This window comes from Lactobacillus sp. (genome assembly GCF_014803895.1).
In genome coordinates this window covers 33,139-47,450 of the sequence record NZ_JAAVAU010000010.1, presented here as the reverse complement: position 1 = coordinate 47,450, position 14,312 = coordinate 33,139, and the positions used below count along the sequence as shown (strand labels likewise).

Sequence of the window (14,312 nt, the reverse complement as noted above, 5' to 3'; positions counted from 1 at the left end):
TATCAATTATAAGTAAAGGTTATTCAGTTAAGTATCTTAACCAAATAGCACCATTGTCATATTTTTTAACATCTTTGAGTTTTAATTGAATTGGATTTTTGCTTTCTCTGCGACCATCAAATAAACTTGGTTGATTAATTCTGCCATCAACAGCAGGTCCAATTACAACACTAATTTCATCAATTAAACCAGCTTCAAGAAAGCCACCATTAATCTTACCGCCACCAACGACAGCCACTCTCTCTACACCAAATTCCTTGGTCAAAATTTCCATAGCATGTACTAAATCAATACGTTTTTTACCAGTAGCAATCCAAGAAATTCCACGCTCATTAAGATAGTCGGTATATTCTTTAGGAGCATTTTCACTCATTAAAATTAAATGCGGTTTACTACTGTTATGATCATCACCCCAAGTAAGTGTACCTCGAGTATCAGTTACAATTTCGTAACTATGGGCGTTGGCATTTACCTTAAAACTTTGGTGACCGATTACTTCAGAATTTTTAGCTCTAAAAAGCTTACCATTAGTTAATTCTGTCGCAGCAGTTACCTTGCCACTGATTCGGCTAGGTGCGTCCAATGAATTTAAAGTGTCATAATAAACATTATTACCTGGAATATCAATTGTCATATCACAATCGATTCTGGCATCTAATGACATCATCATATGGCAAATAATATAAGGCTTGTCCACTAATTACTAACCTCTTTTTTCTTTATAACTTTTACTACTAAGTTTATAAAGAAAAAGCACTTATGTGAAATGCTTATTTTCAAGCTTAAATTATGCTTAGATTGTATTTTTGATGATTATCTAAAAACTAATCTTGACTTCTTACTTATTGTCAGTTATGATGAAAATCAAATCAATATAGGAGGTACACATCATGTTTAACAATCAAGTTACCAAAATGATCAATACTTGTTGTTGTGGATTGCGTCTTGAGCAATCCACGGTTTTGATGTGCCCTCATAAATTGAGGAACCGTTAAACTATCAAAAAATCTGGATAAATTTTTGCTTAAGACGTAATTCATTAAATTAATGAGTTGCGTCTTTTTTTGTTGCTAAAAAAGGAGATAAAAATTATGAAATTTGATACAAAGTTAATTCATGGTGGTATTAGTGAAGATCCTGCCACAGGTGCAGTTTCAGTACCAATTTATCGAGCATCCACATTTCATCAAAAAATTTTAGGTGGTGAGATTAAGTGGGAATATGCTAGAACCGGTAATCCAACTCGAGCAGCTTTAGAAAAACTAATCGCTGATTTAGAAGGCGGAATCACCGGATTTGCTTTTTCATCAGGTTTAGCTGCAATTAATACTACATTTTCGATGTTTTCTGCTGGTGACCATTTTATTATTGATAATAATATTTATGGCGGTACCTTCCGCCTGATTAATCATGTATTTAAGCGATTTGGTTTTAAATTTACAGTAGTTGACATGCGTAATTTATCCGAAATCAAAAATGCTATTCAAGATAATACAGTAGCTGTTTATTTTGAAAGTCCAACTAATCCATTAATGCAAGTTGATGATATTGAAGCCATAGCGACAATTGCTAAGCAAAATGATCTTAAAACGATTGTTGATAATACTTTTGCTACACCATATAATCAACAACCTTTAACTCTTGGTGCTGATTTAGTTCTTCATTCAGCTACTAAATACTTAGCCGGTCATAGTGACGTAGTTGCTGGATTAGCAGTAACCAATGATCCTCAAATTGCTCAAAAATTAGCTTTCTTACAAAATTCTATCGGTAGTGTTCTGGGTCCTGATGATAGTTGGTTAGTACAACGAGGTATAAAAACTTTAAGTGCTCGCATGCGTGTTCATTTAGAAAATGTCCAAGCGGTCATTAAATTTTTACAAAAAGATTCACATATTGGGAAAATTTACTACCCTGGTTTAGATGATTCACCAGAAAGTGAAGTAGCTAAGAAACAAATGAAACACTTTGGTGCTATGGTCTCTTTTGAATTAAAAGAGGGCTTAGATGTTAAAAAGTTTGTAGAGAGTTTGAAATTGATTGATCTAGCTGAAAGTTTAGGTGGAATTGAAAGTTTAATCGAAGTGCCTTCCTATATGTCTCATGGGAGTGTACCTCGTGAAGAAAGAATTAAAGTTGGGATTACTGATGGTTTAATTCGTCTTTCGGTAGGGATTGAAGCTGAAGAAGATTTAATTGCTGATTTAAAGCAAGCTCTTGCCCAATTGGATTAATCAATATAAACGAAAGGAATTTTTTAAAATGTGGAATACCATTATTACAGCTCTTCCCCAAATGATAGTAGCCGGATTACAATTTACCCTTCCTCTAGCTATTACTTCATTTTTCTTCGGTTTAATTATTGCCTTAGTAACAGCGTTAATCCGGATATCTAAGCGTCAAGGAGCTTTTAAAATTTTGAAATGGTTGGCTAGTTTTTACGTTTGGCTATTTCGGGCTACTCCATTAATCGTACAACTGTTCATTGTATTTTTTGGTCTACCCTATTTAAAAATCAAGGGTATTACTCCTGATGGTATAAAATTAGAAGCTTATGTTGCTGGCTTGATTACTTTTTCATTAAATACCGGAGCATATGCTTCTGAAACATTACGTGCAGCAATTAGTTCTGTTCCTGAAGGTCAATGGGAAGCTGGTGCTGCAATTGGTATGGGAAAATTAAAAACTCTTTGGCGAATTATTATTCCCCAAGCTCTCAGAGTTGCTTTACCTCCGCTAGCTAACTCTTTTATTAGTTTAGTTAAAGATACCTCCTTAGCAGCTTCCATTACAATTATGGAAATGTTTGCGGTTAGCCAACAAATTGCTGCAGCCAATTATCAACCATTATTAATGTATAGTTTGGCCGCCGTAGTTTATGCACTTTTCACAACGGTTTTGACTTACCTACAAAAATATTTAGAAAAAGTTTTGGACCCCCAAATAAATCATTAAGCTAGGAGAATATCATGAAATTAATTAATGTGAACCATATTGTAGGCAATAAGCACATTTTAAAAAATATTAATTTAGAGTTTCCTGAAGGAAAAACTACTGTAATTGTTGGTCCATCTGGAGCAGGAAAATCTACTATCTTACGGTCATTAAATTTATTAACCGTTCCTAAAAAAGGTAAATATGAATTTGATGCTCATCAAATTGACTTTAGCCATAAAATCGAGCGAAAAGCTATCCTATCAATTCGGCAAGAAACGGGAATGGTCTTTCAAAATTACAATCTCTTTCCTCATAAATCTGTTTTAAAGAACATCATTGAAGGACCTACACAAGTTTTAAAAGAAAGTAAAAAACAAGCCACTCTGGAAGCTCTGCAATTACTTAATAAAGTAGATCTAAGTAAATACGAAAACTCTTATCCATTTGAACTCTCTGGTGGACAAGCCCAAAGAGTAGCAATTGCTAGAGCTTTAGCAATGAAACCTAAATATATTCTTTTAGATGAACCTACTTCAGCTCTTGATCCGGAACTAGAATTAAGTGTTTTGCGAGTTTTATTACAATTAGCTAGTGAAAAACAATCAATGGTCATTGTTACTCATAATTTATTATTTGCAAAAAAAATTGCTGATAAAATTGTTTTCATTGAAGATGGCGAAATTAACTATGATGGTGACGCAAACACATTTTTCTCAGCAGATAATCCTAATAACCGTATCAAAAATTTTATTTCTTCAATGACACTAGAAAATTTATAAAGGATGGCTTAGACTATGAAACTACGACAAAAAATCTTCCTAACAATTATAGGAACTTTAATTCTGGGGTATGGATTTATTGGAAGTTGGAATGCTATTCATTCAACTAATTCATCCACAGCTAGTTCTTCTCCTAATCAAACCAAAAAGACATTAATAATTGGCTTAGAGGGAACATATAAACCTTATTCATATGTAAAAAATGGTAAACTAACTGGTTTTGAAGTGGAGCTTGGTAAAGAAGTTGCTAAAAAAATGGGTTTAAAAGCTAAATTTGTTCCAACTAAGTGGGATTCATTGATTGCGGGTTTAGGTGCAGGCAAATTTGATGTCGTAATGAATAATATTTCTCGTACACCCGAACGCGCTAAACAATATAATTTTTCGATTCCCTATATCAAATCTCGTTATGTATTAATTGTTCCTAAAAATAGTAATATCAAGAGTTTAAAAGATATTAAGGGTAAAAAGATGGCTGCTTCAACGGGGACTAACAATGCTGCTGTCACTAAAAAGTATGGTGGTATTGTAGTACCAAGTGAAGAATTTTCTAATTCTTTATCAATGATTCGACAAGGTCGTGTAGCTGGCGCAATCAACAGTCGCGAAGCTTGGTATGATTACAAAAAGAGCGGTAATACTGAGGGATTGAAAATTATTGATGTTTCTAAGCAAGAAGCTCCAGTAAGTATTTCTGCTTTATTCAATAAGAAAGATACCGATCTTCAAAAGTCTTATAATCGTGCAATGACTCAATTAGAAAAAGATGGCACTGTGAAAAAATTGTCTCAAAAGTACTTTAATGCTGACATAACTAAATAACTTGAATTCAAAAAAGTAGCTTTAACTCTTATAGAAAAAATCTCCTTTATCAATTACATGGTAAAGGAGATTTTTGTTATTTACATAATAATCTAATAGGTTTTAATGCTTCTCTTAATATTTCAACTTTTATTAATACTTAGTATTTTCTAATACCATGTTGATATACTTGCTTATCTTTTTGTTGGACAGCAGCTACATCAACTAGAGGGTTTTGTTTTAAAACCAAAAAATCAGCATATTTGCCCACCTCTAAGGAGCCATATTCATCGTCTATCTTCATTAAAGTGGCATTTCCTAAACCTGCTGCATGTAGAGCTTGGTAATTAGTAGCTCCTGCATTAACTAACTCTACCAATTCTTCAGCTGTTTCTTCAATCGGATTACCAAAAGTTCCTGCATCAGTTCCTAAAGCTAAGTTAACTCCTGCTTTTATAGTTTTGCTAATATTCCTGTAGTAATCTTCAATTACACTAGTCATTTTATGGTAAGAAAATTCTGATAATTTTCCTTTACCCTTATCAACAATATTTTTAGCAGCAATTAATGTAGGGGATAAAAATGTTCCCTGCTTTTTCATTAATTCAACATCTTCATCACTAATATAAATTCCATGTTCAATTGAATCGACACCTGCTAAAACAGCATAATGAATACCTAATTTACCTTGAGCATGAGCACTAACAGTCATATGTTTTAAGTGAGCATCTTGAACAGCAGCTTTCATTTCGTCTAGTGATAATTCAACATCATCTACTTGATCAGTTTGAGAAAGTACTCCACCAGTTACCATTAGCTTAATATTTTTAGCACCTTTTTTAAATTGAGAACGAACAGCATTTTGTATATCAGAAATTCCGTTTACAAGATGGGATGCATTTTGAGCATGATTTTCACCGAGTAATTGATCACCATGCCCACCCAGGATAGAAATCGGCATTCCTGATGGCATGATTTGTGGTCCTTCAAATGGATATTGAGTTCGCATATTATTAAGTTTTATATCCGTATCAAATGGTACTCCACAGCTTCGAATATAAGTAACGCCACCTTTAAGAGCCGCTTTTAAATTAGCAAAAGCATTGTATATCCCAATAGTTTCAGTTTCTGGAAACCAATTAGTAATATGTACGTGTGAATTAAGTAAACCAGACATTACATATTGATTCTCTAAATCTATACTTTTATCTGCCTTTTTATATGGAATTCCAGTTCCTTTTGCAATAATTTTGCTGGTTGTATCGTCAATTATGAACCAAGCATCTTTTAATATTTCATCTTGGGTTCCCACAAATAAATTACAGTTTGTAAATGCAGTTTTAGTCACAATAAAGGCCACCTTTCTTGAATAATTACTTTTCATAATAGTTTAAAAATATTAAAAGTCAATGATTTTTATAATAAAACTATAATGATTAATTGAATAATACAAGTTTGGTAACTTATTGATAGTTAATTTATAAACTATAACCCAAACAGTTTATTACTTGAATCTCGCTACTAGCTCGTGTAGACTGAAAATAATTCTAAGGAGGACATTAAAATGGCAGATATATTAGTTACAACAACTGAAAATGTTCCTGGCAAAAATTATGAAATTCTTGGTGAAGTTTTCGGCGTGACTACGCAATCCCGCAATGCAATCAGTGATATCGGAGCAGGATTGAAGAGTATGATTGGTGGCGAAGTTCGAGGATATACTAAAATGCTTACAACTTCTCGTACTGAAGCAATTCAACGTTTGCGAGCTGCCGCCCAAGAAAAAGGAGCTGACGCTGTGGTAATGATGCGCTTTGATTCAGGCTCAATTGCCGGGGATATGCAAAGTATTGTTGCTTATGGTACAGCAGTTAAATTTGTAAATTAATAAAGGAGTTCACATTTCAAGTTGTGGACTCCTTATTTTGTATCCTAATATTCATTCTGCTTATTAAATAAGTTACGATAATCACTTTTTTTCAATAATGGTTTAAAAACATCTAAGAGTGCTTTTAATTGCAAGTAAGCAGCACTTTCCTGATATGCATCATTTAAAGCTGCATTAAATTGGTGATAAGTATAATTAGTATCAGTTGCAGTAGATAATTCTTTAGGTTCATGGAACGCCCATTTTCCTTGATAAAAACTAATCAGGGTCTCCGACAGCTTTTCTTGTAATTTATGATATATATCTTCAAGTGCGTCTAATTCTATATCAACTGCCTCTCCAAGACTAATTTCTTCATTTGAAACTATATAATTTATTTGTTGTTGAACTTCTTGGTAGCCATTGAATAATTGGTTAGCGACGGTAATAATTTTTAAACCTAAATTATCTTGATAAAAATCATCTACAGATAAATATTCGTTTTCATTTAAGCCATTTAATCTATCAATCTCTTGAGTAAATGATTTAAAAATTGGATAAGTTCCTAAAAAAGTATATATACTGGTAACATCTTTTTGATCCTTTTGAAGTTTAGCCTTCATACCATATTTACTTAAAAATTTATGAACTGTATTGTAAAGGATAGACAAGATTTCTTGATAAAGATTAACTGCTAATTCTTGATTACGTCTGATTAAGTATGGGCTAAATTCTTCAAGTTGGATTTCCCCTTTAACTAATGAATGTAGTCTGTTATCCAGATCTATATTCTCATCATTAATATAAACACAAGTAATAGGTTTACCCACCCTACCTTCATCATTTTCATAACGAATAAATATATTAGGATAATACTTCGTCCTAACATATCCATAATAAAAGCCATCAGTGGCTAGATAATTACTAACTTTAATAACTAAAAAATGAAAATAATCTAGTAAATCACCTGAATTATCTGAAGTTGGTACATACCATAAATTATCAAGCATTAAGTTAGCATATCTCAAAGAAGATTGTATTTGTTGATCCTTCAACCTATGTTGTCCTCTTTGTTTCAAAGCAGCTAGTTGATCATAGAAGAAAGAGAGCTTTTCTCTTGTAGTCATAGATAAATAATTTTCTTCACCAGCTAAATACTGCTTGAGTGCATAAGAAGAAATATTAAATTGAATTCCTAACTTTTCCCAATCAATTAATTTATCATTAAGTAGTGAAATTATTTTGTCACGTTCTGACATCGAAGCATTTTCCATTTATCATTTTTCTCTCTAATCATATGATTTATATATATTAAGATTACTAGATATTAGCGCAAAGTAAAAGAAAAAAGAAGACATATGTTAGACTTAGTAGTGAAAAAACTTTGACTTATAAAGGAGAGGACGCCTTGATAGAAATATATCATCATAAATATACCTTCCCTAAAGTTTTAACTTTAGGCTTTGTTTTTATAATTTTAATTGGAACATTACTTTTACTTTTACCAATTTCTACTAAGTCTGGCCATACTGATTTTATGACTGCTCTTTTTACATCGACAAGTGCTACTTGTGTAACTGGATTATCCGTAGTTCACACATCTACGCACTGGTCTTTCTTTGGTCAATTAATTATTGCTGTCTTAATGGAAGTAGGTGGACTTGGCTTTATGACATTTGCGGTGTTAATGTCACGTCTTATTCGGCAACGAATGCAAATGTCAACTAAGTTATTGGCTAAAGAAGCTTGGAATTTTGATAATTTATCGCAAGTTAATGTCATTTTCTTAATCCTTCGCTTATCGATTGCAATTCAACTTTTAGGAAGTGCCTTATTATTAGTTAAATTTTATCCACGCTATGGTTTGGCGAAAGGAATTTGGTACAGTATTTTTCATTCTATTGCTGCATTTTGTAATGCTGGCTTTGACTTATTCGATCATGGCTTAGCAGAATATATTAATGATCCTTATGTGTTAGGTGTACTAGCAATGTTAATCATTGCTGGTTCTTTAGGATTTTTAGTTTGGAAAGATATTCTTGATTATCATCGTACCCATCGCCTTTCCCTACATACAATCTTAGCGTTGCGAACTGGGGCTATTATAACTATTCTTTCTATTATTGTTTATTTCATTACTGAAAAAAATTTAGCTCAGTTAAGTAACCATGTTAACTTTGGTGAGCGGATAGTAAATACTATTTTTATGGCTATCACTCCTCGAACTGCAGGATTAACGACATTTTCTTATACAGACCTAAGTGCAACTGGATTAGCCTTTACTACCCTTTTAATGTTTATCGGTGGTACACCCGGTTCTACTGCTGGTGGGATCAAGACAACGACAATTGGTATCTTAACTATTCAAACAATTGCCACTTTGCGAGGTAAACGTGACACTACATTAGCTCATCGTCGCTTTACTCAAGAGAATATATTTCGAGCATTGACTTTATTATTTGTAGCTCTTTTCATCTTATTTATTGCTATTTTGATTTTGATAGAAACTCAAACTTTACCAGAACGTAATCCACTAGGTTCAATTGTTTTCGAAGCAGTCTCTGCATTTGGGACCACGGGAATTTCTGTTGGAGTCACTCAGAACTTAAACTTAATCGGTAAACTAATTATTATTTTCTTAATGTTTATTGGAAGAGTTGGTATCTTTACCGTTATGTTCTCAATTTTTAATACAAGAAAGAAACCAGAGAATTATCGTTATCCAAAGGAGAGTGTATTAATTGGCTAAAAAAGAAAGTTATGCAGTAATTGGGCTGGGACAATTTGGGTCAGCAATTTGTCAAGCATTAGTAGAAGCAAATCAAGAAGTATTAGCTATTGATATTAATGAAGAAGTTGTTGAGGAATACGCTGATATGGTAATGGAAGCTGTAATTGCGGATGCTCAAGATGAAGAAGCTATGCACGAACTTGATATTGGTAGTTTTGACCATGTTTATGTTTCTATCGGTAGAAATATTGCGGCGAGCGTAATGGCGACAATGATTGTTAAAGAAGCTGGTGTACCAGATATTATCTGTCGAGCAGAAAACGCAACGCATGCACGTGTTTTAGAAAAAGTTGGTGCTACTAAAGTTGTGCGTCCAGAACATGATCTGGCGATGCAAATTGTCTTTCATCAGCTTCACCCTAGTGTAATTGATTATGTGGATTTAAATAAAAATCTTACCTTAGCTGAGATTAATGTAGCTAATCCTAAAATTATCGGTAAAACTATTGATGAACTCGATTTTCGTAATCGCTATAATGTTAATATTCTGGCAATTATTAATGAAGACGATGATATTAATCAACTACCACAAGCTACGGATGTTATTCATAATAATGATAAAATTTTAGTAATTGGCAAGCAAAAAGATATCCATCGCTTAAATGAATTGATGAATTGAGGGTTACAATTTTTTTACGAATAGTTATTAATATATTAAAAATATTAAGATTACTCTCAAAAAATCTATCAACTTTTGTGCAATTACTGCAATGAAAAATGCACTAGTTTCTCTTAATAAAATCTAAATAATTTTATAGATACTTTTCTAAAATCTTAATGGGCTAGCAATTTAGTAATTCATATAGTTTTCAACTCAAACAAACTAGTTGAACCTCCTACACAATTTTGATATAGTAGCCTTTAAATTATAAGTAATGAAAGGAAGTATCAATGGCAGAGAAATTTTTTACACGAGAAGAATTGTCAGAATTTGATGGTGAAAATGGTCATAAGGCCTATTTTGCTGTAGATGGTACTGTTTATGATGCAACTGGAAACTCACATGTAGGTGCTAGCAAAAATCACGGTAATCTAGCTGGTAAAGATATCACCCAAATTTTACAGCATGCTCCACATGGCGCTGCTGTAATAAAAGGTTTACCTGTTGTTGGTAAACTTTCTGATTAATTCTACCTTCCCCCCAAGAATCAGATTACTATTAATAATAAATTTATAGTCAGTTCGCTTCGAACTGGCTTTTTCTTCATGTAAAAAACCTTAGGCTCAGCACCTAAGGTCTTTTAGTTAGTTTTTTTCATTAAAATCAATCTGATCAATGTCAATCATCCAAGCTATTGCGATAGATTTTTCACCCAAGTGAGTCGCAATTACAGGACTAAATTCCGCTACGTCTACTGGCATCCCTGAAAAATTCTCTTCAATAAACTCTTTAATACCTGATGCTTGCTTAGCATCATTTGAGTGGAAAACGAACAAACGCAACTTATTCCGGTAGGAAAGATTACCTGTTCTTTCTAAAGTTAATTCTTCTACTTTAGAAACAGCTCTCTTGAGTGAACGAATTTTATCAAAAGCAACAATCTTACCATCTTCAAAAGTAAGAAGTGGCTTAATATGTAGCATTGTACCAATAAAAGCACTCGCATTACTTAAACGTCCACCACGGCTTAAGTTTTTTAAATCATCTACAACGAAGAATTCATCAATAGTACTTCTAATCTGGTCCAGACGATTCAAAATATCCTGAGGTTCATAACCTGCTTTAATCATGCGCGCAGCAGCTAAAACTAAATAACCTTGTAAACGCACAGTCATCTTAGAATCATATGGGTATAAACCATATTGTGGATTATTACGAGCCATGGTCTGTAAAGTTTCATAAAAACCGGAAATTCCGCTAGAAAGTGTAATTGCAATGATTGCATCATAACCTTCATTATGAAGCTTATCAAAAAGCTCAATCATTTCTCCAATTGCAGGTTGCGAAGTCTTTGGGAAATCTGCTCCAGCTCTCTGCATATCGAAGAGTTGACTTGCTGTAATGTCAACTCCTTCCAAGTATTCCTTATCACCAACAATAATTGGAATAGGAGTGACGATTACATTATTGTCCTCAGCCTCTTTTTTAGTTAAAACACTAGTACTATCGGTAACTAATGCAATCTTCATGTAATTAAACCCCTTCCGCTTTAATGCTTATCAAAAATTGATTATAGCATACCATAAGACTTTTTTTAAGCATATTAATTGCTTTTTGTATTTCTAAACATGAAACTAGTTTGAAAAATAACATTTATCATTACTACTATGGTAGTAATGATTACAATCGGCGTAAATGTATCAAACTTTAGTGCTAGCAAATATCCTACTAATGTAGTTATCGCAAAAAAGACCATTAGGCTCAAATTATTCGACATTTCTTTTTTATTATAATAATTACTTAAAGCCAAACCAATATAAAATAAAGCAATACCACCGTATAAAAAGCTTACTGAGAATAATGGATTGGCACTTTCCTCGTTAATAAATTTCAAAGAAACTGTAATCATGCTTAAACCAAACAAGATAAAGTAATGCAAATAGATTAACTTATTCCCAGTTTCATGTGCACGATTTTCGTCAATCATATGATCAAATTCAACAATATAAGTAAAGAATAAGCCAACAACAATCACAAAAATCAAAAGTGATTGAATTGAAAAGTTTTGTTTAGTAAAGTAATCTGCTATTCCTACGATTGTTTCACCAAACATTACAATAATTAAAGCCGTTAATCTTTCTAGTAAGTGTGAAAAGATAATTGGATGATTTTCCGTATATTTTCCTGTAAAACCAGGTAAGATCCAACTAACGATAATTCCAATCAGAGCTATTGCCAAACCCACTTTATTTTCAATCAAGCCCCCAATTAATAAACAAATAGTTCTAAAAATTAAAATCAAGGCAAAAGCCCGTGAGATTTGTTTATCAACTAAATTATCGGTTTTAAAATAGACAATCAAGTATTGAATCATCAATGTTAATGACAACAAGCCTGCTGCTAAGAAGAAAGTCTTCAAATTGTGATCATAAGTAGCTGTAAACGAATTTGACATGTATAGCACGATTGCCATATTAATAAACGAAATGATCACGTCTGTCCATGAAGAAGTCCCATAACGATTGGTAAAAACTGTTTGTACCATCCATGAATTGATAAAAACAATTATAACTAAAGCAAAAATCCCTAAAGTTAGTGGATTAATTATTCCATTATGCAGATGATGGATCAAACTAGTTGCTCTTGAAATCATATAAACAAAAACTAAATCATAAAATAATTCCACGAGTGATACTCTTTTAGTAAGTATTTTAGCCATTATTATCCCTCCTAATAACAATTATTATTAAATACTATTTTTATACGGGATTCCACTATCTTTTTTCTTACTTTTCAAAAAATAGTATAATAGAAAAGATAACTTTTAGAGGTGATAATTTATGGCTTTTGATGGCTTATTTATACATAGTTTATTAACAAATCTTTCTCCTGCTTTAGTTGGAGGAAAATTAACAAAAATTTACCAACCATTTACACATGATTTAGTTTTAAATTTTAGAAAAGATCGTAAGAATAAGAAGTTGCTAGTTTCCGCAAATGCACAAAATCCACGCTTTTATTTAACGACTGAATCTATTGCTAATCCCGATGTAGCTCCTACTTTTGTAATGGTTTTAAGGAAGTATCTCATCGGCTCTATTTTGCAAAAAATTGAACAAGTTGGAGTTGAACGTATTGTCAATTTCTACTTTTCTAATCGTAATGAATTAGGTGATGAAGTACAATTAGTACTTTCTGTTGAATTAATGGGGCGCCACAGTAATGTGATTTTGTATGATCAAAATACTGGTAAAATCATTGACTTGCTTAAACGCATTAACCCTGATGAAAATCGTGCACGTTTACTTTTGCCACATGCACCGTATGAATTGCCACCACTTAACCCTGGAATCAATGGGTTTACATTAACAGAAGATAAGTTCAATCAAATAAAAGCAACCTATCCTGAACCTAGCGAATTTGTTAAACGATTCAATGGCTTAGATGGTGATGATCGTCGAGAATTTATGGGATATATGGAAGATGACTTTAGTTTTAATACGTTCACTACCTTCTTCGATCATTTTGACCATCCCAAGGGTTATGTTTTACAAACGCCTAAACACAAGGATCGCTTTTTTATTTACTTACCCTATCACTTAGACTTAATTTTAGTAAGTTCAAATGATAATGTTAACCAGGCTTTAGAAGATTTTTACCGTGAACAGGCTAATAAAGATTGGGTACGCCAAAAATCTAAAAAGATTGAAAATGTTGTTTCTAATGAGCGCAAAAAACTCAGTAAAAAAATTATTAAATTACAAAAGCAACTTGATCAAGCCGAAAATTCAGAAGGATTTCGAGTTAAGGGAGAATTACTTAATACTTATCTTCACCAAGTTAAGCCTGGTATGGAAGAAATCATATTACCTAATTACTACGAAAATAATAAGGAAATCCCAATTAAGCTTGATCCCGCACTCTCTCCTGCTCGGAATGCGCAAAAATATTTTACACGTTATCAAAAACTTCGTAATTCAATTAAGCATATTAATGAACAAATTAAGATTGCTAAAGAAAATCTGGCCTATTTTGACTCAATTCAAACAGCAATCGATAATGCTGAACCTGAAGATATTGACTCAATTACCGATGAATTAATGAATCAAGGCTATATTAAGAAGCAAACAGCTCATCGTCGTAAGAAAAAAATTACTGAACAAAATTTAAATACTTTTAAACTATCTGATGGAAAAAAAGTCTGGGTAGGCAAAAATAATTACCAAAATGATTGGCTTACTCTTAAGAAAGCTGATAAACGTGATTATTGGTTCCACGTTAAAAATATGCCTGGTTCTCATGTTATCTTACAAGATTCTGATCCAAGTCAACAAGATATCCGTGAAGCTGCTGAGATTGCTGCTTACTACTCTAAAGGGCGCCAATCAGGACATGTACCAGTTGATTATGTTCAAGTAAAACGAATTAAAAAGCCTAATGGTGCCAAGCCAGGGTTCGTAATTTATACTGGGCAAAATTCAATTGAAGTAACACCAAATGAAAAAGAAATCTTAGCTAAACGAGTAGATTAATTAC

The 14,312-nt window shown here is 32.6% G+C and carries 14 protein-coding genes; 9 read left to right on the top strand and 5 right to left on the bottom strand.

Annotated features, from left to right (window positions below; genetic code table 11):
* Positions 1-19 precede the first annotated feature (19 nt).
* Positions 20-697, bottom strand: a complete 678-nt coding sequence (locus HDR40_RS03760; protein ID WP_290626649.1) for a dihydrofolate reductase family protein — start codon at positions 695-697, stop codon at positions 20-22.
* A gap of 394 nt (positions 698-1,091) precedes the next feature.
* Between HDR40_RS03760 and HDR40_RS03755 the strand changes: the two genes are divergently transcribed.
* Genes HDR40_RS03755 through HDR40_RS03740 form a run of 4 tightly spaced genes read left to right on the top strand, consistent with a single transcriptional unit; the run spans position 1,092 to position 4,538 of the window.
* Entirely contained in the window at positions 1,092-2,234 is a 1,143-nt protein-coding gene (locus tag HDR40_RS03755; protein WP_290626647.1) for a PLP-dependent aspartate aminotransferase family protein, read from the top strand.
* 28 nt (positions 2,235-2,262) lie between these two features.
* Positions 2,263-2,955 carry an amino acid ABC transporter permease gene (locus HDR40_RS03750; protein ID WP_290626645.1) on the top strand — a complete coding sequence of 231 codons (693 nt, stop codon included), beginning with the start codon at positions 2,263-2,265 and terminating at the stop codon, positions 2,953-2,955.
* Positions 2,956-2,969: 14 nt separating this feature from the next.
* Positions 2,970-3,716: an amino acid ABC transporter ATP-binding protein gene (locus HDR40_RS03745; RefSeq protein ID WP_290626643.1), complete on the top strand. Its 747-nt coding sequence runs from the start codon at positions 2,970-2,972 to the stop codon at positions 3,714-3,716.
* 15 nt (positions 3,717-3,731) lie between these two features.
* Positions 3,732-4,538: a transporter substrate-binding domain-containing protein gene (locus HDR40_RS03740; protein WP_290626641.1), complete on the top strand. Its 807-nt coding sequence runs from the start codon at positions 3,732-3,734 to the stop codon at positions 4,536-4,538.
* Between the two features lie 139 nt (positions 4,539-4,677).
* On the opposite strand, the gene HDR40_RS03735 is transcribed toward HDR40_RS03740, so the two are convergent.
* On the bottom strand, positions 4,678-5,865 hold the full coding sequence (locus HDR40_RS03735) for an amidohydrolase family protein (RefSeq protein ID WP_290626639.1): 1,188 nt from the start codon (positions 5,863-5,865) through the stop codon (positions 4,678-4,680).
* 216 nt (positions 5,866-6,081) lie between these two features.
* On the opposite strand from HDR40_RS03735, the gene HDR40_RS03730 reads away from it, so the two are divergent.
* Entirely contained in the window at positions 6,082-6,405 is a 324-nt protein-coding gene (locus HDR40_RS03730; protein WP_290626637.1) for a heavy metal-binding domain-containing protein, read from the top strand.
* Between the two features lie 44 nt (positions 6,406-6,449).
* Here the strand turns inward: HDR40_RS03730 and HDR40_RS03725 are convergent, their stop codons facing one another.
* Positions 6,450-7,658, bottom strand: a complete 1,209-nt coding sequence (locus HDR40_RS03725) for a hypothetical protein (protein ID WP_290626635.1) — start codon at positions 7,656-7,658, stop codon at positions 6,450-6,452.
* 134 nt (positions 7,659-7,792) lie between these two features.
* Here HDR40_RS03725 and HDR40_RS03720 point away from each other — a divergent pair, with 134 nt between their 5' ends.
* The 3 genes from HDR40_RS03720 (at position 7,793) to HDR40_RS03710 (ending at position 10,303) form a co-directional block, all read left to right on the top strand.
* Positions 7,793-9,133: a potassium transporter TrkG gene (locus HDR40_RS03720; RefSeq protein ID WP_290626633.1), complete on the top strand. Its 1,341-nt coding sequence runs from the start codon at positions 7,793-7,795 to the stop codon at positions 9,131-9,133.
* The gene (locus HDR40_RS03715) at positions 9,126-9,794 is read left to right on the top strand and encodes a TrkA family potassium uptake protein (RefSeq protein WP_290626631.1); all 669 of its coding nucleotides are present in this window, start codon (positions 9,126-9,128) and stop codon (positions 9,792-9,794) included. Before HDR40_RS03720 ends, HDR40_RS03715 begins: the two co-directional genes overlap by 8 nt.
* A 272-nt stretch (positions 9,795-10,066) precedes the next feature.
* On the top strand, positions 10,067-10,303 hold the full coding sequence (locus tag HDR40_RS03710; protein WP_290626629.1) for a cytochrome b5 domain-containing protein: 237 nt from the start codon (positions 10,067-10,069) through the stop codon (positions 10,301-10,303).
* A 117-nt stretch (positions 10,304-10,420) separates the two neighbouring features.
* On the opposite strand, the gene HDR40_RS03705 is transcribed toward HDR40_RS03710, so the two are convergent.
* Complete coding sequence (locus tag HDR40_RS03705; RefSeq protein WP_290626627.1) at positions 10,421-11,305, bottom strand: DegV family protein; 885 nt, start codon at positions 11,303-11,305, stop codon at positions 10,421-10,423.
* Between the two features lie 74 nt (positions 11,306-11,379).
* Complete coding sequence (locus HDR40_RS03700; protein ID WP_290626625.1) at positions 11,380-12,495, bottom strand: low temperature requirement protein A; 1,116 nt, start codon at positions 12,493-12,495, stop codon at positions 11,380-11,382.
* A gap of 121 nt (positions 12,496-12,616) precedes the next feature.
* Between HDR40_RS03700 and HDR40_RS03695 the strand changes: the two genes are divergently transcribed.
* Complete coding sequence (locus tag HDR40_RS03695) at positions 12,617-14,308, top strand: NFACT RNA binding domain-containing protein (RefSeq protein WP_290626623.1); 1,692 nt, start codon at positions 12,617-12,619, stop codon at positions 14,306-14,308.
* The last annotated feature ends 4 nt before the right edge of the window (positions 14,309-14,312 follow it).

Excerpts from the sequence above, each read along its gene's own strand:
- HDR40_RS03755 (WP_290626647.1), top strand. The coding sequence starts at position 1,092 with ATGAAATTTGATACAAAGTTAATTCATGGTGGTATTAGTGAAGATCCT.
- HDR40_RS03730 (WP_290626637.1), top strand. The coding sequence starts at position 6,082 with ATGGCAGATATATTAGTTACAACAACTGAAAATGTTCCTGGCAAAAAT.
- HDR40_RS03710 (WP_290626629.1), top strand. The coding sequence starts at position 10,067 with ATGGCAGAGAAATTTTTTACACGAGAAGAATTGTCAGAATTTGATGGT.
- HDR40_RS03745 (WP_290626643.1), top strand. The coding sequence starts at position 2,970 with ATGAAATTAATTAATGTGAACCATATTGTAGGCAATAAGCACATTTTA.
- HDR40_RS03750 (WP_290626645.1), top strand. The coding sequence starts at position 2,263 with ATGTGGAATACCATTATTACAGCTCTTCCCCAAATGATAGTAGCCGGA.
- HDR40_RS03725 (WP_290626635.1), bottom strand. The coding sequence starts at position 7,658 with ATGGAAAATGCTTCGATGTCAGAACGTGACAAAATAATTTCACTACTT.
- HDR40_RS03695 (WP_290626623.1), top strand. The coding sequence starts at position 12,617 with ATGGCTTTTGATGGCTTATTTATACATAGTTTATTAACAAATCTTTCT.
- HDR40_RS03705 (WP_290626627.1), bottom strand. The coding sequence starts at position 11,305 with ATGAAGATTGCATTAGTTACCGATAGTACTAGTGTTTTAACTAAAAAA.
- HDR40_RS03740 (WP_290626641.1), top strand. The coding sequence starts at position 3,732 with ATGAAACTACGACAAAAAATCTTCCTAACAATTATAGGAACTTTAATT.
- HDR40_RS03700 (WP_290626625.1), bottom strand. The coding sequence starts at position 12,495 with ATGGCTAAAATACTTACTAAAAGAGTATCACTCGTGGAATTATTTTAT.